The following is a 25,610-nucleotide window of genomic DNA, read 5'->3' as shown; positions in this document are numbered from 1 at the left end:
TGGTATCTACCCTTCAGGGTTAGGCTCGCTTTAACGCAATTGCGAGTAAACATTTGCCTCGTTGGACAATTTCGACGGGTGAATGGCGAAGAAACTGGGCGATACGGTGAATGTCGACCGGCTGCTGGATCTGGCGGCCGACCGTTCGCGCGCGGCCAAGACAGAACTGACCAATGCGATCGTCGATCTGTTCCTTCCCGAGCGCCATCGCCTGTCCGATCACCAGCGCGCGATGATGACCGATGTGCTTCGCAAGCTCATCGGATCGCTTGAGATCGAGGTTCGGCAGTATCTGGTCGAGGCGTTGCTGCGCGGGCCGGACCCGCTGCCCGAGCTTCAGTCCGTGCTCGCCAATGACGAGATCGAGGTCGCCCAGGCGGTGCTGGAACGAAGCAAGGTGCTTCAGGACCAGGACCTGATCGACGTTGTGCTGCGCCGGGCGGAAGAGCACCGCATGGCGATTGCGCTTCGCAACGACGTGTCCGCCGCCGTGGCCGAGGCGCTGGTCGAAAAGGCGGGACCGGATGTGATCGAGGCGCTGATCCGCAATCCCGACGCCACGCTATCGCGCCGGGCGATGGAGATGCTGGTCGCCGAAAGCAAGCGTTTCGACCGCTTTCAGGAACCGCTGCTCTCCCGTGCCGACCTGCCGCCGGAGCTTGCCTATCGCATGTACTGGTGGGTCTCGGCGGCGCTGCGCGATTATATTCTGAAGCGGTTCGAGATCGACCCGGGCAAGATCGACGCCCTCATCCAGTCCGCCGCCCGTCGCGGCATCGCCGCCCATGAGATCGACAACAAGCTTGAAGAACGGGCCATGCGGCTGGCCGAGCGACTGCACGAACTGGACGATCTGACCGACGATTTCATCCGCGCGTCGCTCCGCCAGTCGCGCATCAGCCTGTTCGTCGCCGGACTCGCGGTTCGCGCCAAAATAGATTTCGCCACCAGCTGGGCGATCGTTTCCGATCCGGGCGTCGATTCCATGGTGGTGTTGCTCCGCGCCATCGACATGCCGCGCGACATGGCGGCTTCGATATTGATGCTGATGCAGCGGCTGCGCGACGGCACGCATCCGCAACCGCCAGAGGCGCTGGTGATCGCGATGGAAGCGTTCGACCGGATGGAGATTGCCGGCGCCCGTTCCGTTCTCCAGCTCTGGCGGCTTGACCGGCAATATCGGACGGCAATTGACGAAGTTGCGGCGGGGGCGAACTGATGGCCACCGCGACGATCGAAGCCCCTGCCATATATTCGGGCCGTTTCCACGCCGATGGACGGGCCGTCACGGTCACGCCGGAGCTGCTCGCCCTGCATCGCCGCTGTGGAGGCGGGGAGGGGGATCCGATCGCGCTGCCCGGCCTGCCGTCGCTGATCCGCCGCGCGGTGGCACTTTCCATGCCCCTGAGCGCGCCGGTGCTTCTGGCGGACGGGCCGAACAACGTCACCTATTGGGCGCGCGTGATTCCCGACGGCGAAGAGGCCGATCTGCAGCTGTTCGACTGGAACGGCACCGGCGGAGCGATGGAACATGCGCTTGAGGGTGCGGTCCGGGAGCAGGATTTTCTGCGCGCTTCGGCCGATTGGCTGTGGGAAGCGGACGCCAGCCTGTGTTTCACCTCGCTGTCGGAAACGGTGACTGCGGTGTTCGGCCAGCCTGCGGCGATCCTTGTCGGAAGGCCCATGGCGGCGCTGTTGTGGCCTTTTCCCGCCACGGCGGACGGAGATACGGATTTCCGGTCATCGGCAGACCCGGCCGAGTGGTTCAGCAATCGCATCGTCGAGGTAAAGGACCATGCGCCAGCCCGCTTCTATCGGCTGAACGCCCGGCCCGTTTTTGACGGGGAGGAGCTGGCGGGCTTTCGCGGCACCGCCGTGGAGGTGGAGCGCCCTGTCGCCCCGCCGGCCGCTTCGAAAACACGAGCGGCGCCGTCACCCATGGCAGAGGGCGAGGCCGAACCCGACGGCGCGTTCCCCATGACGGACGTGCTTCGCGCACCGCTGGAGAAGATCACGCGGCAGGCCGAGGCGATCCGCTCCCAAAGCTTCGGCCATCTGAAAAGCGTATATACGGACTATGCGGGTGACATTACGACCGCCGCGCGCCATCTGCGGACGTTGATCGACGATGTTTTCGATGTCGCAGCGATCGAGTCCGGCACGGTTTCATTGCTGATCGAGAATGTCGATCTGACGACCCTGGCGGAAGAGGCGCGGGCGATCGTTTCCCAACGCGCGGCTGCAAGCGGCTCCAGCATCATATGGCGCTCACCCCCGGTGTCGGTGATCGTAAGGGCCGATCGCGGCCGCGCGCTCCAGATACTCATCAACCTCATCCAGAACGCGGTGAAGTTTGCGGGCGACGCCGGTCCTGTCCGGCTGGCTCTGGAGGTGGGGGAAGGTGAGGCGAGAATATCGGTCGACGATCAGGGCGGCGGCGTGGCCGAAGCCGACCGGGAGCGGGTTTTCACCAAGTTCGAGCGGCTCCGCCAGAATGCGGAAGGCAGCGGGCTGGGGCTCTACATTTCCCGCGCGCTCGCCCGCGCGTTGGGGGGCGACATTCTGGTGACGGAATCGCCCGAAAGCGGCGCGCGGTTCACCCTGAGGTTGCCGCGCGCCTGAGCCGTTTCTAGCGCTTGTCGACGGGCACATAGTCCCGCTGCGTATGGCCGGTGTAGAGCTGACGCGGGCGGCCGATCTTCTGCGCCGGGTCCTCGATCATCTCGTTCCACTGCGCGACCCAGCCCACGGTGCGGGCCAGCGCGAACAGCACGGTGAACATGGTGGTCGGGAAGCCGATCGCCGACAGGATGATGCCCGAATAGAAATCGACGTTCGGATAGAGCTTCTTGTCGATGAAATAGGGGTCGTTGAGCGCCATGTGCTCCAGCTCGCGCGCGACGTCGAAAACCGGGTCCTTCACGCCCAGCTTTTCGAGCACTTCGGCGGCCGTCTTCTGCATCACCGTGGCGCGGGGATCATAGTTCTTGTAGACCCGGTGGCCAAAGCCCATCAGGCGGAACGGATCGTCCTTATCCTTGGCGCGGGCGACATATTCCGGAATCCGGTCGGGCGTGCCGATTTCCCGCAGCATGTTGAGCGCAGCCTCGTTCGCGCCGCCATGCGCGGGGCCCCACAGACATGCGATGCCAGCGGCGATGCAGGCAAACGGGTTCGCGCCCGATGAGCTGGCGAGACGGACGGTCGACGTGGATGCGTTCTGCTCATGGTCGGCATGAAGGATGAAGATCCGGTCCATCGCCTTTTCGACCACGGGGTCGACGACATATTCCTCCGCCGGAACGCCAAAGGTCATCCGCAGGAAATTGCCGGTATAGCTGAGGCTGTTGTCCGGATAGAGGAACGGCTGACCGACGGAATATTTATACGCCATCGCCGCGATCGTGGGCATCTTCGCGATCAGCCGGTGGCTGGCGATCATCCGCTGCACCGGATCGTCGATGTCGGTGGAATCATGGTAGAAGGCGGACAGCGCGCCCACCACGCCGCACATGATCGCCATGGGGTGCGCGTCGCGGCGGAAACCGCGATAGAACATGGCAAGCTGCTCATGCACCATGGTGTGGCGCGTGATGGTGTGGATGAAGCTGTCCAGTTCGGTCTTGCTCGGCAGTTCCCCGCGCAGCAGCAGATAGGCCACTTCCATGAAGCTGGACTGTTCGGCCAGCTGGCCGATCGGATAGCCGCGATGGAGCAGCACGCCCTCGTCGCCGTCGATATAGGTGATCTTGGATTCGCAGCTGGCCGTGGAGGTGAAGCCCGGATCATAGGTGAACGCGCCGGTTTCGCCGTAGAGCTTGCGGATGTCGATGACGTCCGGCCCGACCGAGCCGGATAGAACAGGGTAGCTCTTTTCGCTGTCGCCGATCTTCAGCGCCACAGTCTTGTCCGCCATACACCTACCCTCCTTGAATAATGCACCGGCCCATAACGGGCCTAAAGTTGATCGTCCATCCTGCCCAGGCTTTCCTCGCGCCCCAGCTGGAGGAGCACATCGAAGATACCGGGCGATTTGCTTTGGCCGGTCAGCGCGGCACGCAACGGCTGCGCGACCTTGCCCAATCCCGTGCCGGCCGCCTCCGCCGCGCCACGCACTGCCGAATCCAGTCGCTCCGCGGTCCATTCGGGAAGCTCGCCAAGAGCATTGCGGGCCTGGGCCAGCAGTCTGCGTCCATCGCCCTCTAGCAACTTCTGAGCCCCCTCGTCGAGATTTAAGGGGCGAATGCGAAAGAGGTAGAGCGCGCTCTCGGCTAACTCATTCAAATCCTTTGCTCTTGGCTTCAACTCCGGGATGCTGCGAAGCAGAAGCTGCCGGTCCGAATCGGTTAGCGGACGATCAAGCAGCGCGGCGATGCGGGGAGCGACAAGCGCCGCCAGGCGCGCGTCGTCCGCAGCGCGGATATAATGCGCATTCACGCTCTCCAGCTTTTTGGCGTCAAAGCGCGCCGGCGCACGTCCGACCGCCTCCAGCGTGAACCATTCTATGGCCTGGGCGCGGCTGATGATCTCGTCGTCGCCATGTCCCCAGCCAAGGCGGAGCAGATAATTCTCCAGCGCTTCGGGGAGGATGCCCAACTCGTCGCGATAGGCCTCTACCCCCAATGCCCCATGGCGCTTGGACAGCTTTGCCCCGTCGGCTCCATGGATCAGCGGGATGTGCGCATAGACCGGCTCCGCCCAGCCCAGGGCGCGGATGAGTTGAAGCTGTCGGAAGGCGTTGTTCAGATGATCGTCGCCACGGATCACATGGCTGACGCCCATATCGTGATCGTCGACCACCACCGCCAGCATATAGGTGGGCGTGCCGTCCGAACGCAGCAGGACCATGTCGTCGAGTTCGCTGTTCTGCACGGTGACGCGGCCCTGCACCTTGTCTTCTATCACCGTCTCGCCCTCGTGCGGGGCCTTGAGGCGGATGACGAAGGGCGCGTCCGGACCGGCTTCGGAAGGATCGCGGTCGCGCCAGCGGCCGTCATATCGCATCGGCTGCCTGGCGGCGCGCTGGGCGGCGCGCATCTCCTCAAGCTCCTGCGGAGTGGCAAAGCATTTATAGGCATGGCCGCCGGCCAGAAGCTGATGGGCGACTTCGGAATGACGGGCTTGGCGGGCGAACTGATAGACGGTCTCGCCGTCCCAATCGAGGTTCAGCCAGCGCATCCCGTCAAGAATGGCGGCAATGGCTGCATCCGTCGAGCGCGCGCGGTCGGTATCCTCGATCCGCAGCTTGAATTCGCCGCCATGATGCCGGGCGAACAGCAGGTTGAACAGCGCCGTCCGCACGCCGCCGATGTGCAGGAAACCAGTGGGCGAGGGAGCGAACCGGGTCACGATTCCATTATTCTTCGCGCTTGCGGACACGCAGGCTTTCTCCAGCTATCACCGGCCTGTTAAGGAAGCGGCGGGGGTAAGGCGGCGGGTGTCTAGCATAGCGTCCAGATGGGCACAAACCGGCTTTTCGACGGTTGGTGCGCGTGCGCTTTGGCAGCGTGCGCGGAGCCTTGCCGATGGCTGGCTGACGGAGCAGGCACCGCAGTTCGCGCTGTGGCTTCCGGTCTCGCTCGGGCTTGGCGTTGCACTATGGTTCGTCCTGCCTTCGCCTGGGCTGTGGATCGCGGCTCTGGGGGCGTTTGGCGCAATCGCGGCAGGTGGATCGGCGCTTGGCGGCAGGGTGGGAAGGCTCGCCCTGTGGTTCGGCCTCGTCGCCGCCATCGGCCTCGCCCTGGTCTGGATGCGGGCGGAGCGGGTGGCCGCGCCCCGGCTCGATAGGCCGGTTACCACATCCGTCACGGGCAAGGTGGAACGTGTCGAGCGGCTTGTCGGGCGAGGCGTGACGCGGATCACGCTGGTCGATGAGGGCGAGCATCCCGGCCTCAGGGTCCGCGTCTCCTTTCCCGACAGCGATGCGGCAGCGGTTCAGTCCGGCGCGCGGATCAGCCTTCGCGCCCGGTTGATGCCGCCCGCGCCCGCGTCAGTGCCGGGCGGTTATGAGTTCGCGCGGCTTGCGTGGTTCAAGGGCATCGGCGCCACCGGGCGTGGGTTCGGCGAGCCACGGACGCTTTCGCCACCCAGCGGCGGCTTCTGGGCGTGGCTCGATCGCGTTCGGGGGCGGCTGACCGCGCATGTTCAGATCAGCGTGGGCGACGCGGAAGGGGGGGTCGCCGCCTCATTTGTGACCGGCGATCAGGGCGGCGTTCCCGACGATGTCGCGCAGGCGCTGCGCGATTCGGGCCTTACCCATTTGCTGTCGATCTCCGGCCTCCATGTGACGGCGGTGGTCGGCTTCGTCATGATCGCCACGCGGAGATTGCTTGCGCTTTCGATGCACGCCGCGACGCACTGGCATCTGTCGTTGATCGGCGCAATCGCGGCCGCGGGGGCGGGCGTCGGCTACAGCCTGCTTGCGGGCGGGGAGGTGCCGACCGTGCGTTCCTGCATAGCAGCGCTGCTGGTGCTGCTGGGGCTTGCCCTGGGACGGGAGGCAATCACGCTCCGGCTGGTGGCGGCGGGCGCTTTCATGATCCTGCTGATCCTGCCCGAGGCGCTGATCGGCGCGAGCTTCCAGCTATCCTTCGCCGCCGTCACCGCCATTGTCGCTCTGCACGAGGTTCCCTGGGTGCGCGAGCGGCTGATGCGGCGCGAGGAGCCATGGTGGGCGGCGTTCCTTCGGCTGCTTGCAGGGCTGCTGCTGACCGGCATTGTCGTCGAGGCGGCGCTCGCGCCGATCGGTCTCTATCACTTCAACCGAATGGGCGCTTATGGCGCGTTCGCCAACATCATCGCCATTCCGCTCACCACCTTTGTCATCATGCCGCTGGAGGCGGTTGCGTTGCTGCTCGATCCGCTCGGGCTCGCCGGCCCGGTGTGGCTGCTCGTCAAATGGACGCTGTCGCTCTTGATCGCGCTGGCCGAATGGACCGCCACGCTTCCCGGCGGAGTGACGCTCGCCCCGGCGATGCCACAGGCGGCGTTCGGGCTGATGGTGGCAGGCGGGCTATGGCTGGTGCTGTGGCGCGGATGGACACGGCTCGCTGGTGTGGTTCCGTTCATGGCTGGCGCCATGTGGGCCTGGGTTTCGCCCGTGCCGGATATTCTCATCACCGGCGTCGGGCGGCACGTCGGCGTCGTCGCAAACGGAAAGGTCCACCTGCTGCGCACCCGAACGGGCGATTATGTGCGTGATCTGATGTCGGGCGTAACCGCAGCTCCCGACATCATGCCGCTTCAGGACAGCCGGTTCGCCCGCTGCGGCAGGGATTCGTGCGTGGCGGACATATGGAAGCATGGCCGCCGTCTGCGCCTGCTCGCCACCCGCAGCAGCGTCTTCATCGACCGCCGTCGTTTCGAACCGGCCTGCGCCGATGCCGATATCGTCGTGAGCGACCGCAGGCTGCCATATTGGTGCGCGCCTCGCTGGCTGAAGGCGGATCGGACGTTGCTTCAACGAACCGGCGGGCTGGCGATCGATACCTCGACCGGAGTCGTCAGGAGCGTCGCCGAAGAGAACGGCCGCCACCCCTGGGCGCACCGCCGCATCGGTCGCCAGCCTCAGTAGCGGCGCAGCAGCCCGGCGAGCTTGCCCTGAATGCGAATCCGCATCGGCGGATAACGCTGCGGCTCATGATTGCGATTGGCCGGATCGAGGCGGATCATCGAGCCTTCCCGCCGGAAGTATTTGAGCGTGGCTTCCTCGTCGTCGATCAGCGCGACGACGATCTCGCCGTCACGCGCAACATCGGTGCGCCGGACAAGCGCGTAATCCCCGTCCAATATGCCGGCCTCCACCATGGAGTCGCCCGAAACCTCCAGCGCATAATGCTCGCCGCTGCCGAGCAGGGCGGCGGGAACGGAAAGGCTGCTCTGCCCCTCCAGCGCCTCTATCGGGAGACCTGCCGCGATCCGTCCGTGCAGTGGGATTTCAACGACATCATTTGCGATCTTCGTCGCACGAGTGAAATCGGGGCGGATGATATTATCCGCCTTCGCTTCGCCCTTGACGGCCGAAGGCTCCGGCATCTTCATCACTTCAAGCGCTCGCGCCCGGTTGGGCAGGCGGCGAATGAAGCCGCGCTCCTCCAGCGCGCTGATCAGCCGGTGCACGCCGGATTTCGATTTCAGATCAAGCGCTTCCTTCATTTCCTCGAAAGAGGGGGAAATGCCCGACGTGCTCAACCGTTCGTTGATGAAGCTCAGCAACTCATGCTGTTTGCGTGTCAGCATCTGTCATGCCCCTGCAATTAAGGAACGTACAGGGAACGTTTAGGCAACCTTTGTCCGCTTGTCAATCCAGCCGCAGCGTGTCCACGATCGTGCCCGCCGGGACGGCTTGCGCGCCTGCATTGCGCCGGATGAGGATGGCCGCCTCGGCGAGCAGCGCCAGCGCGGCGCTGTCCTGATTGCGGAACGGAAGGGCGCGGCCGTCCTCGATCTTTCCGCGAATGAACTCGGTGCGGTTACCGACAGCCGGCATTGCAGCGCCGAGCGGGAGGGGCAGGACCGGAGCCAGGGGGGTGGCTGCGCCCATGAGCTTGCGGACAAGCGGAAGCGCAAAGAGGAAGCAGGTGACATAGGCCGATACGGGATTGCCCGGCAGGCCCAGCACCAGCGCGTTGGCCAGCCTGCCCGCCATCAGCGGCTTGCCGGGCTTCAACGCCACCTTGATGAAATCGAGCGTGGCCCTGCACGCCAGAAATGCAGGCTTTACAAGATCATGGTCGCCCACCGAAGCGCCGCCAATTGTAAGGATGACGTCATGGCGTCGGGCAGCATCGACCGCGCCCTTGATCGAGTCCAGATCGTCGCCGACGACGCCCATGTCGTCGACATCGCAGCCCGTTGAGCGGAGCATTGCGGCCAGCATCGGCCCGTTGGATGCCGGTATCTGATGCGGGCCGGTCACAGCGCCGGGCGCGGCCAGCTCGTCCCCGGTGGAAATCAGGGCTATGCGGGCGCGCCGGTGTACCGGGACCGTGCCATGCCCGCCCATGATGGCCAGTGCGATCGCTGCGGGCGTCATCCGCGCTCCTCTGGCGACGAGCAGCGCGTGCTCGCTGAAATCGCTGCCACGGACGCGGATGTCGCGACCGGGGGCGGGCGGCTGTGCCGTCAACCGCAGCGTGTCGCCCTCACGCGCGCAATTTTCCTGCATGATGACGGTGTCGGCGCCTTCAGGAACTGCCGCACCGGTAAAGATACGAACGGCCTCAGCCGCACCTGGCGATCCAGGAAACCCTTTCCCTGCAGCGCTTTCGCCGATGATCCTGAATGGCCCCGGCAAATCCATGTGACGCACCGCATAGCCGTCCATCGCCGACAAGTCGGCGGCGGGTTGCGACCGGCGGGCGATGATGTCGCTTGCTGCCCAGCGTCCGCCAGCCTCGGCCACCGCGATGGTTTCAATCGGCAAAGCCTCAGCCAGCGCAAGCAGTCTCGCCTGGGCTTCGTCCAGAGGAAGCAGCCCGGCCATGCCGTTCAACGTTTCCAGTCGCCGGAACGGCCGCCGGACTTGGAAACCAGCCTCACCGCCTCGATCGTCATTCCACGATCAATCGATTTCACCATGTCGTATACAGTAAGCAATGCAACAGAAGCTGCTGTCATTGCTTCCATTTCTACGCCCGTCATGTGAGTGGTCCGTGCGCTCGCATTCACGAGAACGGCGTCCTCCGTCACTTGCAGATCGACGATGACCCCGGACAGGGGCAGCGGATGGCAGAGCGGGATAAGATCGGCCGTCTTCTTTGCCGCCATGATCCCAGCGATCCGGGCAACCGCAAGCACATCGCCCTTGGCAGCGGCCTGGTTGCGGATGGCGTCGGCCGCCTCGCGCGACATTCTGATCCGTCCTTCGGCCGCGGCCTCGCGCACGCTGACCTGCTTGGCGGACACATCGACCATGTGTGCCGCGCCCTTTTCATCCAGATGGGTGAGCCTGCTCATTGCCCGGTCAGCAGCCTGCGGGTCGCCGCTTCCACATCCGCCTCGCGCATCAGCGATTCCCCGACGAGGAAGCTCGTCACGCCCACCTCGGCCAGTGCATCAAGATCGGCCTTCGTCCTGAGGCCACTTTCGCCCACCAGGCGGTGCGTGTCCGGCACCATCGCTGCATAATCTCGCGCGACGGAAAGATCGACCTCCAAGGTCTTGAGATTGCGATTGTTTATCCCGAGAAGGCTACTTTTGAGCTGAAGCGCCTCCTCCATTTCGGCTGGATTGTGGACCTCCACCAGAACATCCATGCCCAACTCGAGTGCGGCGGCTTCCAGCTCGCGCATCTGCAGCAGGTCCAGACAGGCGACGATCAGCAATATGCAGTCCGCGCCAAGGGCCCGCGCCTCTGTCACCTGCCAGGGGTCGATCATGAAATCCTTGCGGAGCACCGGCAGATCAACTTCCGCCCGCGCCGCGACCAGATATTCATCCGCCCCCATGAACCAGGGCTCATCGGTCAGAACCGAAAGGCAGGATGCGCCGCCCGCCTGATAGGCGCGGGCATGAGCCGGCGGGTCGAAATCTTCCCGTATCAATCCCTTGGACGGGCTTCCTTTCTTCACTTCCGCGATCAGCCCATAGCGTCCTTCGGCATGGGCACGATCAAGCGCTGCCTTGAATCCGCGCGGCGGCGACGCTTCTCTCGCGTGCGCCTCAAGCGCTGCAAGCGAGACCTGCGTCTTGCGGATGGCGATGTGATTTCGCTTGTCGGCAATGATCTGGGCGAGGGTGTTGCTCATCGAAATGCAATCCATCTGTCAAGCAGCGCTGCCGCGCGCCCGCTGTCTATCGCTTCTGCGGCCCGCTCTGCGCCATCATGCCATGTACCCGCGGCATCGGCCACGATCAGCGCGCCCGCGGCGTTCATCAGCACCGCGTCTCGATAGGCTGATCGTTCGCCCGCAAGCAGCTTCCGGAGCGCCTGCGCGTTGAACGCCGCGTCGCCCCCCCTTATCGCATCGCGGTTGTGCGCGGGCAGCCCGGCGGCCTCGGGCGTGATCCGGTCGCGAGCGATGTCACCGCCAGATAGCGTTGCGATCCGCGACGGGCCGCAGATGCTGATCTCGTCCAGCCCTTCCTCGCCATGCACCGCCATTGCCCGTTCAGCGCCAAGCGTCTTCAATGCTGCGATGTGCGTTTCTACATAGGCGGGCGAGGGGACGCCGATAAGCTGCCGCCTGACGCCCGCCGGGTTGCAGAGCGGCCCCAGCAGGTTGAAGATCGTTCGCCGCCCCAGCGCCCGCCGCAGCGGCCCCAGCCGCCCGAGCGCCGGATGGTGGCGCGCGGCGAATAGAAAGGCGATGCCAAGCTCGGCAAGGCTGCGTTCGGCCGTCTTCTCGGCGATATCGAGATCCAGCCCCAGCGCCTCCAGCGTGTCGGCCGCACCGGCGCGCGAGGATGCGGCGCGGTTGCCGTGCTTCGCCACCGGTGTTCCGGCGGCGGCAACAACCAGCGCCACGGCTGTCGAGACGTTCAGGCTATGGCTGCCGTCGCCGCCCGTGCCGCAAACGTCGATCGCATCAGCCGGAGCCTCGATCGCCACCATCCGCGCCCGCATTTCCCGTGCGGCGGCCGCGATCTCATCGGCCGTTTCACCACGGTCGTTGAGCGCGACCAGAAATGGCCCGACCTCCTCATCAGGATATTTCCCGTCGAGGATCGCGGCGAAAGCGTCGGCCGCGGCTTCGCGCGACAAGGGTTGGGTGACGTCGGGCAGCATCGTCAGGCGGCGTCAGGAAGTCGGGCGGAGATTCCGGCTGCCCGCAGGAAATTGTGGAGCATCTGGTGACCGTGCTGGGTGGCGATGCTTTCCGGGTGGAACTGCACGCCATGGATCGGCAGATCGCGGTGGCGCATGCCCATGATGAGGCCATCGGGGCTGGTCGCGTTCACCACCAGCGCGTCCGGCAGGCTTTCAGCCTCGACGATCAGCGAGTGATAGCGCGTCGCGGTGAAGGGAGAGGGAAGGCCCGCGAACACGCCGGTTGCGTCATGGCTGATCTCGCTGGTCTTGCCGTGCATGAGTTGCGGCGCACGGACCACCTTGCCGCCGAACGCCTGTCCGATGGCCTGATGACCAAGGCAGACGCCCAGCAGCGGGCGCTTCTCGGCCGCGCAGGCCAGCACGAGATCGAGCGAGATTCCCGCCTCATTGGGCGTGCAGGGGCCGGGCGAGATGAGGAACCCTTCGGCCCCGCCGGACATGGCCTGATCCACCGAAATGCGGTCGTTGCGCGCCACTTCCACCGCGACGCCCATTTCCTGGAGGTAGTGGACGAGATTCCAGGTGAAGCTGTCGTAATTGTCGATGACCAGGATCATGGGGTGCGACTTAATCTTTCGATGGACCGGGCGCCAGCGTCTCTATTGACCATAGCCTGCTTCGGCGGCGCGCGCGATGGCTTCGCGGGCGGCGGCGATGAGAGCGCCCGATTTCGCCTCGCACTCGCGCTGTTCATAGGCCGGATCGGAATCGGCGACGATGCCTGCGCCCGCCTGAACATGCATCACGCCGTCCTTCACCACCGCCGTACGCAGGACGATGCAGCTGTCCATCGAACCGTCGGGGGAGAAATAGCCGACGCCGCCGGCATAGGGCCCGCGCTTTTCCGGCTCAAGCTCGGCAATGATCTCGCACGCCCGCACCTTGGGCGCGCCCGAAACCGTGCCGGCAGGAAAGCCCGCGAGCAGCGCGTCGATCGCATCCCGGGCCGGGTCCATCTCTCCCCGCACGTTCGACACGATATGCATGACATGGCTGTACATCTCGACGCTGTAGCTTTCGGTCACCTTGACGGTGCCGCTTGCAGCCACCCGGCCCACATCGTTGCGGCCAAGGTCCAGCAGCATCAGATGCTCCGCCCGTTCCTTGGGGTCGGCGAGCAGGCTTTCGCGGTTCTCCGCATCCTCCAGCGCCGTCTTGCCGCGCGGGCGGGTGCCCGCAATCGGGCGGATCGTCACTTCGCCGTCGCGGACGCGGACAAGGATTTCGGGCGAGGAGCCGATCAGGGCAAAGCCCGGCAGGTCCAGATAATAGAGGAAAGGCGAGGGGTTGATCCGCCTGAGCGCCCGGTAAAGATCGATCGGCGGCAGCGGAAAGGGCGTGGTGAAGCGCTGCGCCAGCACAACCTGAAATATGTCGCCCGCCGCTATATATTCCTTCGCCCGCATGACCATGTCGCCATAGACTCCGGGCGCCAGTACGGGCGACGGTGCGGTAAGCTCCGCCGGTACGGCGGCATGCGCAGGAGGCGGGACAGGCTGGGCCAGACGGGCGGCCGCCGCCTCTATCCGCTCCCTCGCGCGTGCTTCCGCCCTGGCCCCTTCCGCCCAGAGCGGCGCGACCAGGAACAGCTCGTCCTTCAGCCTGTCGAACACCAGCAGCAGCGAGGGCCGGACGAAGGTCATGTCCGGAACGCCGATGGCGTCGGCATCCGGCACTGGCAGGTCTTCGACAAGGCCGATGGTTTCATAGCCCATATTGCCGACGAGAAGCGCAAGCGCAGGCGGCAGCGCGTCGGGCACGTCGAGGCGGCATGAGGCGACCAGCTTGCGAAGCTCGGCAAGCGTATCGCCTTCGCAGCGGACAAAGGCCGCGCGGTCCACCTGCCATGCCCCGTTGATTTCGGCTGTCCGGCCATTGGCGCGAAACACCAGATCGGGGTCCAGGCCGATCAGCGAATAGCGGCCGCGCGCAGCGCCGCCTTCCACCGATTCCAGCAGAAAATCACCGCGTCCCGGCTGGGTCAGCTTCAAAAGCGCCGAGACCGGGGTTTCGGTGTCGGCCACCATCCGGGTCCAGATCAGCCGGGGAGCGGTTCGGCCTTCATGCGACGATCTGCTGTCGTGCGGCTGCGCGGTCACTGCTCGCCCGCTGCTCCGCCAGCGAGTTCCTGCCGCAGCTGTTCGATCGCCTTGTCGTTGCGCTCCAGGCCGACTTCGGCGGCGACGGCGCGCGCGAACTGCGCCGCATATTCCTCACCCGCGAACTGATTAAACTGCGCCCTGGTCGATTCCACCATCGCCGGGGCGGTGCTGAGGTCACCCTTTTTCACCTCGTCCACCTTCACCACGAACCAGCCCTGCTCGCCGGGCGCGGCAAGGGTGCGGACCGCATCGGCGGGCATGGTGAACATCATGGCGAGCGGCGGCGGAATCCTCTCGCCCTGCGAGGCGACATCGATGCGGCGATTGGTGACCGTCTGCGGCGCGGGCAGCTTGGCGTCGGCCAGCACCTGGCGCAGCGGCAGGCCCGCCTTCACCTTTGCGACCACCATCTCCGCCTGTTCCTTGGCCTTGTCGAACGCGCGGCTGCGGACAAGGTCGGCGGCGACTTGCTCACGAATCTGGTTCAATGGCCGGGGGGCGGCTTCAACGACCTCGCCGACCGCGACGATGGCGTAATTATGCTGGCCCAGATCCTCAACCACCGGATCGTCGTCGGGCGCAAGCGTGAACGCCGCCTTCACGACGGGCTGGAGCGCCGGCGGCAACTGGAAGTCCGCATGATCCGGAGCCTGACCACCCGTGGTGAGCGGCGGCGTGACGGTTTCCGAAAGATTGTTCGCCTTCAGAACCTCGGCCATGCTGTCGCCTTTGGCGAAGCCATCCTCCACCCGCGCGATGAGCTCGGCCATCGCGTCTTCTCGCTTCTGCGCGGTGAGCTTTTCGACGATCTCGGGCCGCGCCTGTTCAAGCGACTGGCCGGGCGTAGCGGCGATATTCTCGACGTGGAGAACATGCCAGCCGAAGTCGGACCGGACCGGGTCGGTGGTCCCATTGGCAGGCGCTGCGAACGCAGCCGCCGCGACCTCCGGCGTTGTGGCTGAAGCCAATGCGTCCTTCGTCTGCTCGCCGATCGCGATGTCGGCTGCGGTGAAGCCCTTGTCGGCGGCGATCTTCGCGAAGTTCTCGCCCTTGCGTGCCCGTTCGGTCACATCGGCGGCGGCAGCTTCGTCGGGCAGGATGATCTGCGCCAGCGTGCGGGTTTCCGATGGCCCATAGACGGCCTTGTTCGCCGCGTAGAACCGCTGGATCTCGGCATCGGTCGGAGCGACGGCCGCACCGAGTGTGTCATAGGTGATCGGCGCATATCGCACGACCCGCCGTTCCGGCACCATGTAGCGCCGGCTGTTCTTGGCGTAAAAGGCCTGAACGTCCGCATCGCTGGGCGGCGTCTTTTCGGCAAAGGCTTCCGACGGAATGATTCCGATGCTGCCGGTGCGCTCTTCCAGCAGCAGCTCGGCGTAGGGCTTCACCAGCCCATCCGGGACGGACGCTGCCAACGAGACCGGCATCAGCACCTGCCTGCGGAGCAGGTCTCCCGTCAGGCCCTTGCGCAATTCGCGGTCGGAAAGGTTCTGCTGGGCAAGGGCCGCCTCATAGCTCGCCTGATCGAATCGGCCGCCGATCTGGAAGGCCGGGATGGAGGCGATTTCGGCGTCCACCTGCCGGCGGCTGACGCCAAAGCCGTGCTTCTCGGCCCATTGGCTGATCGCTTCGGCGACGATCGACTGGCTCAATATCTGGTCGAACCCGCCCGCGCGTACATAAGTCGCCGTATCGACCTGCGGATCCTGCTGGCGCGCGGCGCGAACCGCGCGGTCGAGCTGCTGGCGAACCTGCGCGTCGGTGATGGCGGCACCACCCACCTTCGCAAGCCTGCTCCCGCCGCCGCCCATGCTGCCAAAGGGGTCGCCGACACCGGTCACTATGAATGCGATCAGCACCAGGCCCAGCAGGCCCAGCACGATCCATGACGACATGGCGCGGCGAATAAGTCCGATCATCTCTGACGCATACCTCAAATCTGGCGGACGCAACGCATCCGGGCGCGGACCATAGAAGCGGGCCACCAGAGCCGCAAGCGCGGAAAGCCGGACGCGCGCCCGCTTTTTATCTTCGCAAAGCTTTGCTACTGCCCTCGCCGACAGGTGACGGGAGACGTGAAATGCGGCGCATGCTGGTGGCGGGAAACTGGAAGATGAACGGCAGCCATGCGGCGCTTGCCGAGCTGGATGCCATCGCCGCGTCCGCGGTCGCGAGCCCTGTGATCGACGCCGCGATCTGTCCGCCCTTCACGCTCATCGAGCGGGCGGTTGCGCGGGCAGGGGCGCTGCCCATCGGCGCACAGGATTGCCACGCGGCGGACAAGGGCGCGCATACCGGCTGCGTCTCCGCGCCGATGCTGAAGGAAGCGGGCGCGCGGCTCGTCATCGTCGGCCACAGCGAGCGCCGCGCCGACCAGCATGAAACCAGCGAAGAGGTGCGCGCCAAGGCCGAAGCCGCGATCCGCCACGGCCTGACAGCCATCGTCTGCGTCGGCGAGACGGAAGCGGAACGCGACTCCGGAAAGACGCTGGACGTGGTGGGCGGCCAGCTTGACGGCTCCGTCCCGCCCGTCGGCACGGGCGCGACGCTCGTCATCGCCTATGAGCCGGTCTGGGCCATCGGCACCGGCCGAACGCCTTCGGTGGCCGATGTCGCCGAGGTCCACGGCTTCATCCGCAAGCGCCTGGGCGCGCTGCTGGGCGATGAAGGCGCCAAGGTGCGCATCCTCTACGGCGGCTCGGTCAAGGGCGAGAACGCGATCGAACTGCTGGGGGTCGCTGACGTCGACGGCGCGCTTGTCGGCGGGGCCAGCCTCACGGCCGCCCAGTTCGTGCCGATCATCGAGGCGGCGGTTGCCTTGAGCAAACAGTCGGCCTAGAGAGCGGCTGGCTTTACGGATTATCGAACCGATGTTTCACACGCTCCTGCTCGTCATCCAGATTCTCATCGCCGCCGCGCTGGTGGGCGTCATCCTCATGCAGCGTTCCGAAGGCGGCGGGCTGAGCGGTGGCGGGAGCGCCAGCGGCCTGATGAGCGCGCGCGGCGCGGGGGATTTCCTCACCCGCACCACCGCAGTTCTGGGCGCTCTCTTCGTGCTGAACAGCATTGGGCTGGCGGTGCTTGCAAGCGTCGACCGCAACCCGCGCCAGATCGACACATCGTTGACTGCTCCGGCAGCGCCCGTGCCGAGCCAGCTTCCGCCCGTACCGGTGACCGATGGCGGCGACACGAGCGTGACCTCGCCCGCAACCGCCGATGAAGCCGCGCCGGCCCCGCAGGACAGCCCCGTTCCGCTCGCGGAATAAGCGTTAACCAGGCTTATCCCCAACTAAATCGTTCATCGCCGCAAGTCGGGGTTTCCGACTCGCGATCCAATAGGCTAGACCCATTCTCCCATGGCGCGGTTCATATTCATCACCGGCGGCGTGGTCTCATCGCTTGGCAAAGGTCTTATGGCGGCAAGCCTCGCGGCTCTGCTGCAGGCGAGGGGCTATCGCGTTCGAATCCGCAAGTTCGATCCCTATCTGAACGTCGATCCGGGCACCATGTCGCCCTATCAGCACGGCGAGGTGTACGTCACCGACGACGGGGCGGAGACGGACCTGGACCTGGGCCATTATGAGCGCTTCACCGGCGTTCCGTCACGCCAGTCGGACAATGTCACTTCAGGACGCATCTATCAGGAGATCATCGCCAAGGAACGGCGCGGCGATTATCTGGGCGCGACCGTGCAGGTCATTCCGCATGTGACCGACGCCATCAAGAACTTCGCCCGCGCCGATACCGACGGCCTAGACTTCGTGCTGTGCGAGATCGGCGGCACCGTCGGCGACATCGAAAGCCTTCCCTTCATGGAGGCGATCCGCCAGCTCAGGAACGATGTCGGGCGCGAGAACGCCGTATTCATCCACGTCACGCTGGTGCCGTTCATCGCGGCGGCGGGCGAACTCAAGACCAAGCCCACCCAGCATTCGGTGCGCGACCTGACCTCGCTCGGCATCCAGCCCGATGTGCTGGTCTGCCGGTGCGAGCAGCCGCTGCCCGACAGCGAGCGGGCGAAGATCGCGCTGTTCTGCAACGTCTCCAAGGAAGCGGTTATCCCCGCGCTGGACGCAAGCAGCATCTATGGCGTGCCGCTGCAATATCACGCCGAGGGGCTGGACGATCAGGTGCTTGCCGCCTTCGGCATCAAGGACGCGCCGCCGCCCGTGCTTCAGCGCTGGGAAGAGATCATGGAGCGGCTCGATCATCCCGAAGGGGAAGTGACGATCGGCGTGGTCGGTAAATACACCGGTCTGAAGGACGCCTATAAATCGCTGCAGGAGGCGCTGGTCCATGGCGGCATCGCCAACCGCGTCACCGTCAATATCAAATGGCTCGACGCCGAGATGTTCGAACAGGGCGAGGACGTCGCCCAGCAACTTGAGCCGATGCACGGCATCCTGGTGCCCGGCGGCTTTGGCGAACGCGGGTCGGAAGGCAAGATCGCCAGCGTCAGCTTCGCCCGCAAGAAGAAGGTGCCGTTCTTCGGCATTTGCCTTGGAATGCAGATGGCCTGCATCGAAAGCGCGCGCAGTACCGGAATCGACAAGGCCTCGACCACCGAGTTCGGCCCGACGACCGAACCTGTCGTCGGCCTCATCACCGAATGGGATTCGCCGCGCGGGCGCGAGATCAGGGCCGAGGGCGGCGACCTGGGCGGCACCATGCGGCTGGGTGCGTTTCCGGCAAGGCTTTCAGGCAACAGCCATTCGGCCGCCATCTATGGGGCAAGCGAGATCAGCGAGCGGCATCGCCACCGCTATGAGGTGAACATCCACTACCGCGAACCGCTGGAAAAGGACGGGCTGGTCTTTGCGGGCATGTCGCCCGACGGATCGCTGCCCGAAATCGTCGAGCGGCCCGATCATCCGTGGTTTGTCGGCGTGCAGTTCCACCCTGAGCTGAAATCAAAGCCGTTTGACCCGCACCCGCTGTTCGCCAGCTTCATCGAAGCGGCGGTGAAGCAGAGCCGGCTGGTCTGAGTCTCTCGCTATTGGTCCGCCGGTCGGGGACCGGCGGTTCAAAGCCCGAGCAGCGAGGGCATGGCGGTCGAGGCAGGCACGTTGAGGCTCTGTCCCGGCTCCAGCGCCTGAAAGCGCCGCGGCTCTATCCTTTCGCGCTTCAGGACTTCATCCAGCACCTCGCGCGGCTCGTTCACCGCCTCGCTTGAAAGCTGGAACGTGCCCCAATGGACGCCGATGGCGCTTTCCGCGCCAAGCGCCTTGAACACGTCCACCGCTTCTTCCGGGCCGATATGGTTGCCGCTCATCAGCTCGCGCGGGCGGAAGGCACCGACTGCGATCAGCGCCAGCCGTGGCCGCCCCCGCTGGGCGGCTTCAGTCACCCAGCTTCCATCGCCCCAGCCGGTGTCGCCGGTGAAGAACAGATTGCCGCCCGGAAGCGTGACAGTGAATCCGGACCAGAGCGCCCGGTTGCGGTCGCTCATCCAGCGCGATCCCCAATGATGGACGCGCTCGACGATCACCTCCACGCCGGGCTTGACCGGCACCCGTCCGCCCCAGTCCCTGACCACCGAAGGAATGCCGTTGCGGGCGAGAAGGGTATCATTGCCAAGGCCGGTGACGATCAGCGGCCGGTCGCGCTCCCACAGCCGCTTGAGCGTAGGCATATCCATGTGATCGTAATGATTGTGGCTGAGGAGCACGATGTCGATCTTCGGCAGATCATCGAACTTCACGCCTGGCGCGCGCACCCGTTTCGGTCCCGTGAAGGTGAAGGGAGAGGCGCGTTCCGACCAGATCGGGTCGGTCAATATGTTGAGGCCCTGGGTCTGCACCAGCACCGTCGCATGGCCCACCCATGTGGCGACCATCTGCGGCCCTTCGATGTGGCGGGCGGGGACCGTGGGCGACACCGGAATATGCTCCGGCCAGACGGCGCGCTCGCGTCCCAGCATGAAGGAGACGATCCGGCCCAGGCTTGGCCGCTTGCTGCCTCCGGTGCCGAACTGGCCATCGGGGTTGAAGAAGCGGTCGCCGTCGAAATGCTCCGAGATCGGCCCGCGATAATAGACATTGTCCAGAAAGCCCGGCAGCGCAGGCGGCAGCCAGAGCAGCAGCGCGAGCAGGGCGACCAGTGCGCCGCCCAGCCTCTTTGCCAGGCGGCTCTGCGTGCTAATCGGGACGGTCGTGGTCATCCCCTCGTACTGTCGGCCTTCTCGCGAGCCAACCCCCGTTGCGTCGCGGGCCGCGCCTCGACCCGTTCCGCCCATGCCGCCATGTTCCGGAAACCCATGGCGTCGAAGCCGGGCAGTTCAATCGCGCCGCGCCACACCCAGAACAGATAGGCATCCATCGCCGACCAATCACCATGCCAGAACGGCCGCTCCGCGAGCCGGGCGTCGGCCAGTCCGAAATCTGCGGCAAGCGACTTCAACCCCAGCGCGCGCACCTCGTCCTGCTTTTCCTCGCCGTCAATGAAATAGCGCGGCATCCGGCAGCGGCGGAAATCGATGTGCACCGTCGAGCCCACCCAGGCGAGATCCGACAGCACCTTGGCTTCGTCGAGCGCTTCGCCCCCGGGCAGCAGCCTCGCCTCGGGGAAAACCTTGTTCAGCCAGCTTATGATCGCGACATTCTCGGTCAGGGGACGCCCGTCCACTACTAGCGTCGGCACCTTTCCCTTAGGATTCACCGCAAGATATTCGGGCGTTTTCTGCGCCCCCTGCATCAGATCGACAAAATGCGTGGCGTATTCCGCGACCGCTTCCTCAAGCAAGATCATTGTCGCGCGCGAGCAGGCACCCGGGTAAAAGTGAAGCGTCAGTTCGGTCATTGTTCAATGATCCTTTTCTTAAGTCAGACATCAAGCAAGCGCCGCTTCCCTTGCCTTCCGAATCTTCTCTTTCCAGACGAGCGGGGCCGTCTGGTGAACGCTTTCGCCGGTCGCATCGACGGCCACGGTCACCGGCATGTCCTGCACCTCGAACTCGTAGATGGCTTCCATGCCCAGGTCTTCAAACCCCAGCACCTTTGCGCCCTTGATCGCGCGCGCGACCAGATAGGCAGCACCACCCACCGCCATCAGATAGGCGGCCTTGTGCTTCCTGATCGCCTCGATCGCGACCGGTCCGCGCTCGGCCTTGCCGACCATCGCGATGAGGCCGGTCTGCTCCAGCATCATGTCGGTGAACTTGTCCATGCGAGTGGCGGTGGTTGGGCCGGCCGGGCCGACCACCTCATCGCCCACGGGATCGACGGGACCGACATAATAGATAACGCGATTTCTAAAGCTTACCGGCAGCTCTTCACCGCGTGACAGCATATCCTGAATGCGCTTGTGGGCGGCATCCCGGCCGGTCAGCATCTTGCCGTTGAGCAGAATGCGGTCGCCGGGCTGCCAGCTCGCGACTTCCTCTTTCGTCAGCGTGTCGAGGTTGACGCGCTTCGCCGCCTTGTCCGGAGTCCAGTTCACATCCGGCCATTCGGCGAGGTTCGGCTGTTCCAGATAGGCGGGGCCTGAACCGTCCAGCACGAAATGGGCGTGGCGGGTTGCGGCGCAATTGGGGATCATCGCCACCGGCTTCGACGCCGCATGGGTGGGCGCATCATAGATTTTCACATCAAGGATGGTCGAAAGCCCGCCAAGGCCCTGCGCGCCGATGCCGAGCGCGTTGACTTTCTCATAAATCTCGACGCGCAGCTTCTCGATGTCGGTCTGCGGCCCGCGCTGAAGAAGCTGGGCCATGTCGATCGGCTCCATCAGCGATTCCTTGGCCATGACCATCGCCTTTTCCGCCGTGCCGCCGATGCCGATGCCGAGCATTCCGGGCGGGCACCAGCCCGCGCCCATCTTCGGCACCATCTCCAGCACCCAGTCGACAATCGAATCGCTGGGGTTCAGCATTGCGAACTTGGTCTTGTTCTCCGACCCGCCGCCCTTGGCCGCCACGGTGATGTCCAGCCTGTCGCCCGGCACGACGCGCGTGTGGATGACGGCCGGCGTGTTGTCCTTCGTGTTCGTGCGGCTGAATGCCGGGTCGGCGACGATCGAGGCGCGCAGCCGATTTTCCGGATGCATATAGGCCTGGCGGACGCCTTCGTTGATCATGTCCTCAAGACCCATGGTCGCGCCATCCCAGCGCACATCCATGCCGACCTCTACAAAGACAGTGACGATTCCGGTGTCCTGACAGATCGGTCGGTGACCCTCGGCGCACATGCGGCTGTTGGTGAGGATCTGAGCGATCGCGTCCTTGGCGGCGGGGCCTTGTTCGGCGTCATAGGCCGCGCCCAGCGCACGGATATAGTCCATCGGGTGATAATAGCTGATGTACTGCAGAGCATCCGCTACGGATGCGATCACATCGTCCTGCCGGATCGTCGTCACGCCTGTCTCCAAACCTTGCCGTATCGCTTTTGAAGCGCGCTTTAGCGGGTGCGCAACGCGGCGTCCACGGCGGGTTTGTATGTCAAGTTCATTTAGCGGCTTGAAATCCAAATCTTCTGTGGCACTATCCCTAGCGGTCGGACAGGGGGAAGACCCTACAACTTGTGCTTGACGGCCCGCATGCCTATCTTGCGGGATAAGGAGACTTGTCTCTGAACGGTGCACAGGCTGTGGAACACGGGGATAACCTCCGGGCGAAGCCAATGTGCGCTGGACGATGTCCTGTGCTAGGCTAGGCTCACCTCCGGCGCGATGGAATAAGGTGCCGACGGAAGTGTCGTCGGCAGAACCGGGGAGTTGGCACCATGGATTTTTCAGGCGGAAGCGAGATGACCGTGGCGGACGGCCCAACCACTATCGAAAACCCGGAATCGGAATCCAGGCGCGTACACGAGCCGCGTTTTCCGGTGACGGTGGATCGTGACCGTGACTCGCTGCTGACGGATTTCGGCAGGGAAACGCTGAACGACCGTTATCTGCTGCCGGGCGAAAGCTATCAGGACATCTTCGCCCGCGTCGCCGCCGCCTATGCCGATGACGCCGAACACGCCCAGCGCGTCTATGACTATATCTCGAAGCTCTGGTTCATGCCTGCGACGCCGGTGCTGTCGAACGGCGGCACGGGCAGGGGCCTGCCGATTTCCTGCTACCTCAATTCTGTGGACGACAGCCTTGAAGGCATCGTCAACACCTGGAACGAGAATGTCTGGCTCGCCTCGCGCGGCGGCGGCATCGGGACCTATTGGGGCAGCGTGCGGGGCATCGGCGAGCCGGTCGGCCTCAACGGCAAGACCAGCGGCATCATTCCCTTCGTGCGGGTGATGGACAGCCTCACGCTTGCGATCAGCCAGGGCTCGCTGCGGCGCGGCTCGGCTGCCTGCTATCTCGACGTCTCGCATCCCGAAATCGAGGAGTTCCTCGAAATCCGCAAGCCCAGCGGCGACTTCAACCGCAAGGCGCTGAACCTGCATCATGGCGTGCTGATCACCGACGCCTTCATGGAAGCGGTGCGCGAGGGCGCGACCTGGGATCTGGTGTCGCCGAAGGATGGTTCCAAGCGCGCCGAGGTGGATGCCCGCGCGCTGTTCCAGAAGCTGGTCGAAACCCGGCTTGCGACGGGCGAGCCCTATATCGTCTTCATCGACAAGGTGAACGCGACGATGCCCACGCATCACCGCGAGCTTGGGCTCAAGGTCTCGACATCGAACCTTTGTTCCGAAATCACGCTGCCGACTGGCCGCGACCATCTGGGGAACGACCGCACGGCCGTGTGCTGCCTGTCGTCGCTCAACCTTGAAACCTGGGATCAGTGGAACGGCGACAAGCAGTTCATCGAGGATGTCATGCGCTTCCTCGACAATGTGCTGCAGGACTATATCGACCGTGCACCCGACGAGATGGCCCGCGCCAAATACAGCGCGTCGCGTGAGCGTTCGGTCGGCCTTGGCGTAATGGGTTTCCACAGCTTCCTCCAGGCGCGCGGCATCCCTTTTGAAAGCGCGATGGCCAAGAGCTGGAACCTGAAGGTCTTCAAGCACATCAACGCCAAGGTGAACGAAGCCTCGATGATGCTTGCGCAGGAGCGCGGCCCGTGCCCGGACGCGGCCGACATGGGCGTGATGGAACGCTTCTCGTGCAAGATGGCGATTGCGCCGACCGCGTCCATCTCGATCATCTGCGGCGGCACCTCCGCCTGCATCGAGCCGATCCCCGCCAACGTCTATACGCACAAGACGCTGTCGGGCAGCTTCGTCGTCCGCAACCCCTATCTGGAAAAGCTGCTGGTCGCCAAGGCCAAGAACGGCGAGCAGACGTGGAACTCCATCCTGGAGAAGGGCGGCTCGGTCCAGCATCTCGAGTTCCTGACCCAGGAGGAAAAGGACGTCTTCAAGACCAGTTTCGAGATCGACCAACGCTGGATATTGGAACTGGCGGGCGACCGCTCCCCATTCATCGACCAGGCGCAGTCGCTCAACCTCTTCATCCCCGCCGATGTCGAGAAATGGGATCTGCTGATGCTCCACTTCCGCGCGTGGGAACTGGGCATCAAGTCGCTCTATTATCTGCGGTCCAAATCCATCCAGCGCGCGGGATTCGCGGGCGGCGTCGAGGCGGACAACACGATCGACCTCCGCCAGATCGAGGTGGAGACCAGGGACTATGACGAATGTCTCGCGTGTCAGTGATCTGACCTCGCGCCGGCTGGAAGGCCGGGCCTGACGCCCGGCCGCTCCGCCCTTACGGGCATACCCCGTTCGCGCCGTTTACAAGACTGCGCCGCCGAAGGATCGTCTGTTCGTCTTGGACAGCCGGTTGTGAAAGGCGTGTGCGATGGGAATCGAATTCACGGAGCATCCGCCGCGCACGGAGCGCGCCGGGCCCGCCGATTATCTCGCGATCATGCGGCTGGACCATGCGACCAAGCACATCTTCATCGTGCCGGGTTTTGCGCTGGCCGTGCTGCTCAGGCCCGAACATGGCGAATTCCGCCTCTATCCGATCATCACCGGCCTCGTCATGGCGGTGCTGATCGCATCGGCCAATTACGTCATCAACGAATATCTCGACCGCGATTTCGATGCGCTGCACCCCACAAAATCGCTACGCCGCGCGGTGCAGCGCCAGATGGACGGGCGCATGGTGTGGCTGCTCTGGCTGGCGCTGGTGGTGGCTGGCGTCGGAATCGCGCTTGTCACTAGCAAGATGATGACGGCGATCGCGCTCGCCTTTGCAGCGCAGGGGCTGGCGTACAACGTCCCGCCCATCCGCACCAAGGACGTGCCCTATCTGGATGTGCTGTCCGAATCGGTGAACAACCCGCTGCGGCTCGCGATCGGCTGGGCGATGATCGACCCCGGCTCGCTGCCGCCCGTCAGCATCATCATCGCCTATTGGTTCGGCGGCGCCTTTCTGATGGGCACCAAGCGCCTGTCCGAATATCGCGAGATCGTCGCGTCGCACGGCGCCGCTCTGCTCGCGCGCTATCGCAAGAGCTTTGCCGGCTATGATGAGGTGACGCTCACTGCTTCCTGCTTGTTCTACGCGCTGTTGAGCGTGATGGCGGTGTCGATCTTCCTCGTTAAATATCGGATCGAATATGTTCTGCTGCTGCCGGCGCTTGGTCTGCTCTTCGCAACCTATCTGGCGCTCGCCATGCAGCCCGGCTCCACCGCGCAAAAGCCCGAGCGCCTCTTTGCGGAGCGCGGCCTGATGCGGCTGGTCGCGGTGCTGGTGCTGTTGTTCGTCGCGCTGACCTTTGTGAATATCCCCGGGCTTGCGCCGCTCGCCGAGCCGCACTTTGTTGAATTGAGGCGTTAGCG

At 64.7% G+C, this 25,610-nt stretch carries 21 protein-coding genes; 8 read left to right on the top strand and 13 right to left on the bottom strand.

All coding sequences use genetic code 11. The annotated features are described in order from the left end of the window. Positions 1–82: 82 nt before the first annotated feature. Together BSL82_RS01685 and BSL82_RS01680 are read left to right on the top strand one after the other, a co-directional pair. Complete coding sequence (locus tag BSL82_RS01685; RefSeq protein WP_072595745.1) at positions 83–1,219, top strand: DUF2336 domain-containing protein; 1,137 nt, start codon at positions 83–85, stop codon at positions 1,217–1,219. Then, a complete protein-coding gene (locus BSL82_RS01680; RefSeq protein ID WP_072595744.1) occupies positions 1,219–2,622 on the top strand; it encodes a sensor histidine kinase in 1,404 nt (467 codons plus the stop codon). The genes BSL82_RS01685 and BSL82_RS01680 overlap by 1 nt, the downstream gene beginning before the upstream one ends. Positions 2,623–2,629: 7 nt before the next feature. Here the strand turns inward: BSL82_RS01680 and BSL82_RS01675 are convergent, their stop codons facing one another. Together BSL82_RS01675 and gltX are read right to left on the bottom strand one after the other, a co-directional pair. Then, complete coding sequence (locus BSL82_RS01675) at positions 2,630–3,916, bottom strand: citrate synthase (RefSeq protein WP_072595743.1); 1,287 nt, start codon at positions 3,914–3,916, stop codon at positions 2,630–2,632. Positions 3,917–3,957: 41 nt separating this feature from the next. Continuing rightward, positions 3,958–5,379 carry a glutamate--tRNA ligase gene (gltX, locus tag BSL82_RS01670; RefSeq protein ID WP_072595742.1) on the bottom strand — a complete coding sequence of 474 codons (1,422 nt, stop codon included), beginning with the start codon at positions 5,377–5,379 and terminating at the stop codon, positions 3,958–3,960. Positions 5,380–5,437: 58 nt separating this feature from the next. Here gltX and BSL82_RS01665 point away from each other — a divergent pair, with 58 nt between their 5' ends. Further along, positions 5,438–7,573: a ComEC/Rec2 family competence protein gene (locus tag BSL82_RS01665; RefSeq protein ID WP_162274363.1), complete on the top strand. Its 2,136-nt coding sequence runs from the start codon at positions 5,438–5,440 to the stop codon at positions 7,571–7,573. Here the strand turns inward: BSL82_RS01665 and lexA are convergent. The 8 genes from lexA to BSL82_RS01625 all read right to left on the bottom strand — a co-directional run bounded on the left by lexA (position 7,567) and on the right by BSL82_RS01625 (position 15,797). Next, positions 7,567–8,238, bottom strand: a complete 672-nt coding sequence (lexA, locus tag BSL82_RS01660; RefSeq protein ID WP_072595741.1) for a transcriptional repressor LexA — start codon at positions 8,236–8,238, stop codon at positions 7,567–7,569. The genes BSL82_RS01665 and lexA overlap by 7 nt on opposite strands. Before the next feature lie 61 nt (positions 8,239–8,299). Beyond that, the gene (locus tag BSL82_RS01655; protein WP_072595740.1) at positions 8,300–9,484 is read right to left on the bottom strand and encodes a molybdopterin molybdotransferase MoeA; all 1,185 of its coding nucleotides are present in this window, start codon (positions 9,482–9,484) and stop codon (positions 8,300–8,302) included. Positions 9,485–9,489: 5 nt separating this feature from the next. Then, the gene (gene moaC / locus BSL82_RS01650) at positions 9,490–9,957 is read right to left on the bottom strand and encodes a cyclic pyranopterin monophosphate synthase MoaC (RefSeq protein WP_072595739.1); all 468 of its coding nucleotides are present in this window, start codon (positions 9,955–9,957) and stop codon (positions 9,490–9,492) included. Then, on the bottom strand, positions 9,954–10,748 hold the full coding sequence (trpC, locus tag BSL82_RS01645; protein WP_072595738.1) for an indole-3-glycerol phosphate synthase TrpC: 795 nt from the start codon (positions 10,746–10,748) through the stop codon (positions 9,954–9,956). Before trpC ends, moaC begins: the two co-directional genes overlap by 4 nt. Beyond that, positions 10,745–11,728, bottom strand: coding sequence for an anthranilate phosphoribosyltransferase (gene trpD, locus BSL82_RS01640; RefSeq protein ID WP_072595737.1), 984 nt, complete (start codon positions 11,726–11,728; stop codon positions 10,745–10,747). Before trpD ends, trpC begins: the two co-directional genes overlap by 4 nt. Before the next feature lie 2 nt (positions 11,729–11,730). Further along, positions 11,731–12,330: an anthranilate synthase component II gene (locus BSL82_RS01635; RefSeq protein ID WP_072595736.1), complete on the bottom strand. Its 600-nt coding sequence runs from the start codon at positions 12,328–12,330 to the stop codon at positions 11,731–11,733. A 42-nt stretch (positions 12,331–12,372) separates the two neighbouring features. Beyond that, complete coding sequence (trpE, locus tag BSL82_RS01630; RefSeq protein ID WP_072595735.1) at positions 12,373–13,872, bottom strand: anthranilate synthase component I; 1,500 nt, start codon at positions 13,870–13,872, stop codon at positions 12,373–12,375. Further along, positions 13,869–15,797 (bottom strand): SurA N-terminal domain-containing protein, encoded by a 1,929-nt coding sequence (locus BSL82_RS01625; RefSeq protein WP_072595734.1) that lies wholly within the window; start codon positions 15,795–15,797, stop codon positions 13,869–13,871. The genes trpE and BSL82_RS01625 overlap by 4 nt, the downstream gene beginning before the upstream one ends. 161 nt (positions 15,798–15,958) lie before the next feature. On the opposite strand from BSL82_RS01625, the gene tpiA reads away from it, so the two are divergent. The 3 genes from tpiA (at position 15,959) to pyrG (ending at position 18,863) form a co-directional block, all read left to right on the top strand. Continuing rightward, positions 15,959–16,717: a triose-phosphate isomerase gene (gene tpiA, locus BSL82_RS01620; RefSeq protein WP_072595733.1), complete on the top strand. Its 759-nt coding sequence runs from the start codon at positions 15,959–15,961 to the stop codon at positions 16,715–16,717. 31 nt (positions 16,718–16,748) lie between these two features. Next, on the top strand, positions 16,749–17,144 hold the full coding sequence (secG, locus tag BSL82_RS01615; RefSeq protein ID WP_072595732.1) for a preprotein translocase subunit SecG: 396 nt from the start codon (positions 16,749–16,751) through the stop codon (positions 17,142–17,144). A 90-nt stretch (positions 17,145–17,234) separates the two neighbouring features. After that, complete coding sequence (gene pyrG, locus BSL82_RS01610; protein WP_072595731.1) at positions 17,235–18,863, top strand: CTP synthase; 1,629 nt, start codon at positions 17,235–17,237, stop codon at positions 18,861–18,863. A 38-nt stretch (positions 18,864–18,901) separates the two neighbouring features. On the opposite strand, the gene BSL82_RS01605 is transcribed toward pyrG, so the two are convergent. The 3 genes from BSL82_RS01605 to BSL82_RS01595 are packed head-to-tail and all read right to left on the bottom strand — an operon-like array spanning position 18,902 to position 22,230. Then, on the bottom strand, positions 18,902–20,038 hold the full coding sequence (locus BSL82_RS01605) for an MBL fold metallo-hydrolase (protein WP_072595730.1): 1,137 nt from the start codon (positions 20,036–20,038) through the stop codon (positions 18,902–18,904). Beyond that, complete coding sequence (locus BSL82_RS01600) at positions 20,035–20,676, bottom strand: glutathione S-transferase family protein (protein WP_072595729.1); 642 nt, start codon at positions 20,674–20,676, stop codon at positions 20,035–20,037. Before BSL82_RS01600 ends, BSL82_RS01605 begins: the two co-directional genes overlap by 4 nt. 30 nt (positions 20,677–20,706) lie before the next feature. Next, positions 20,707–22,230: a fumarate hydratase gene (locus tag BSL82_RS01595; protein WP_072595728.1), complete on the bottom strand. Its 1,524-nt coding sequence runs from the start codon at positions 22,228–22,230 to the stop codon at positions 20,707–20,709. A 389-nt stretch (positions 22,231–22,619) separates the two neighbouring features. On the opposite strand from BSL82_RS01595, the gene BSL82_RS01590 reads away from it, so the two are divergent. Together BSL82_RS01590 and BSL82_RS01585 are read left to right on the top strand one after the other, a co-directional pair. Continuing rightward, positions 22,620–24,476: a ribonucleoside-diphosphate reductase subunit alpha gene (locus tag BSL82_RS01590; RefSeq protein WP_418361285.1), complete on the top strand. Its 1,857-nt coding sequence runs from the start codon at positions 22,620–22,622 to the stop codon at positions 24,474–24,476. Between the two features lie 145 nt (positions 24,477–24,621). Further along, a complete protein-coding gene (locus BSL82_RS01585) occupies positions 24,622–25,608 on the top strand; it encodes a UbiA family prenyltransferase (RefSeq protein WP_072595726.1) in 987 nt (328 codons plus the stop codon). Positions 25,609–25,610: the final 2 nt, after the last annotated feature.

It is taken from the genome of Tardibacter chloracetimidivorans (assembly GCF_001890385.1).
Taxonomy (GTDB): domain Bacteria; phylum Pseudomonadota; class Alphaproteobacteria; order Sphingomonadales; family Sphingomonadaceae; genus Tardibacter; species Tardibacter chloracetimidivorans.
The sequence above is the reverse complement of the archived record's forward strand: the minus strand, read 5'-3'. Positions and strand labels throughout refer to the sequence as shown.

Coding starts and splice junctions, on each gene's coding strand:
- BSL82_RS01685 (WP_072595745.1), top strand. CDS start 83: ATGGCGAAGAAACTGGGCGATACGGTGAATGTCGACCGGCTGCTGGAT.
- BSL82_RS01680 (WP_072595744.1), top strand. CDS start 1,219: ATGGCCACCGCGACGATCGAAGCCCCTGCCATATATTCGGGCCGTTTC.
- BSL82_RS01675 (WP_072595743.1), bottom strand. CDS start 3,916: ATGGCGGACAAGACTGTGGCGCTGAAGATCGGCGACAGCGAAAAGAGC.
- lexA (WP_072595741.1), bottom strand. CDS start 8,238: ATGCTGACACGCAAACAGCATGAGTTGCTGAGCTTCATCAACGAACGG.
- BSL82_RS01655 (WP_072595740.1), bottom strand. CDS start 9,484: ATGGCCGGGCTGCTTCCTCTGGACGAAGCCCAGGCGAGACTGCTTGCG.
- moaC (WP_072595739.1), bottom strand. CDS start 9,957: ATGAGCAGGCTCACCCATCTGGATGAAAAGGGCGCGGCACACATGGTC.
- trpC (WP_072595738.1), bottom strand. CDS start 10,748: ATGAGCAACACCCTCGCCCAGATCATTGCCGACAAGCGAAATCACATC.
- trpD (WP_072595737.1), bottom strand. CDS start 11,728: ATGCTGCCCGACGTCACCCAACCCTTGTCGCGCGAAGCCGCGGCCGAC.
- BSL82_RS01635 (WP_072595736.1), bottom strand. CDS start 12,330: ATGATCCTGGTCATCGACAATTACGACAGCTTCACCTGGAATCTCGTC.
- BSL82_RS01625 (WP_072595734.1), bottom strand. CDS start 15,797: ATGATCGGACTTATTCGCCGCGCCATGTCGTCATGGATCGTGCTGGGC.
- tpiA (WP_072595733.1), top strand. CDS start 15,959: ATGCGGCGCATGCTGGTGGCGGGAAACTGGAAGATGAACGGCAGCCAT.
- secG (WP_072595732.1), top strand. CDS start 16,749: ATGTTTCACACGCTCCTGCTCGTCATCCAGATTCTCATCGCCGCCGCG.
- pyrG (WP_072595731.1), top strand. CDS start 17,235: ATGGCGCGGTTCATATTCATCACCGGCGGCGTGGTCTCATCGCTTGGC.
- BSL82_RS01605 (WP_072595730.1), bottom strand. CDS start 20,038: ATGACCACGACCGTCCCGATTAGCACGCAGAGCCGCCTGGCAAAGAGG.
- BSL82_RS01600 (WP_072595729.1), bottom strand. CDS start 20,676: ATGACCGAACTGACGCTTCACTTTTACCCGGGTGCCTGCTCGCGCGCG.
- BSL82_RS01590 (WP_418361285.1), top strand. CDS start 22,620: ATGACCGTGGCGGACGGCCCAACCACTATCGAAAACCCGGAATCGGAA.
- BSL82_RS01585 (WP_072595726.1), top strand. CDS start 24,622: ATGGGAATCGAATTCACGGAGCATCCGCCGCGCACGGAGCGCGCCGGG.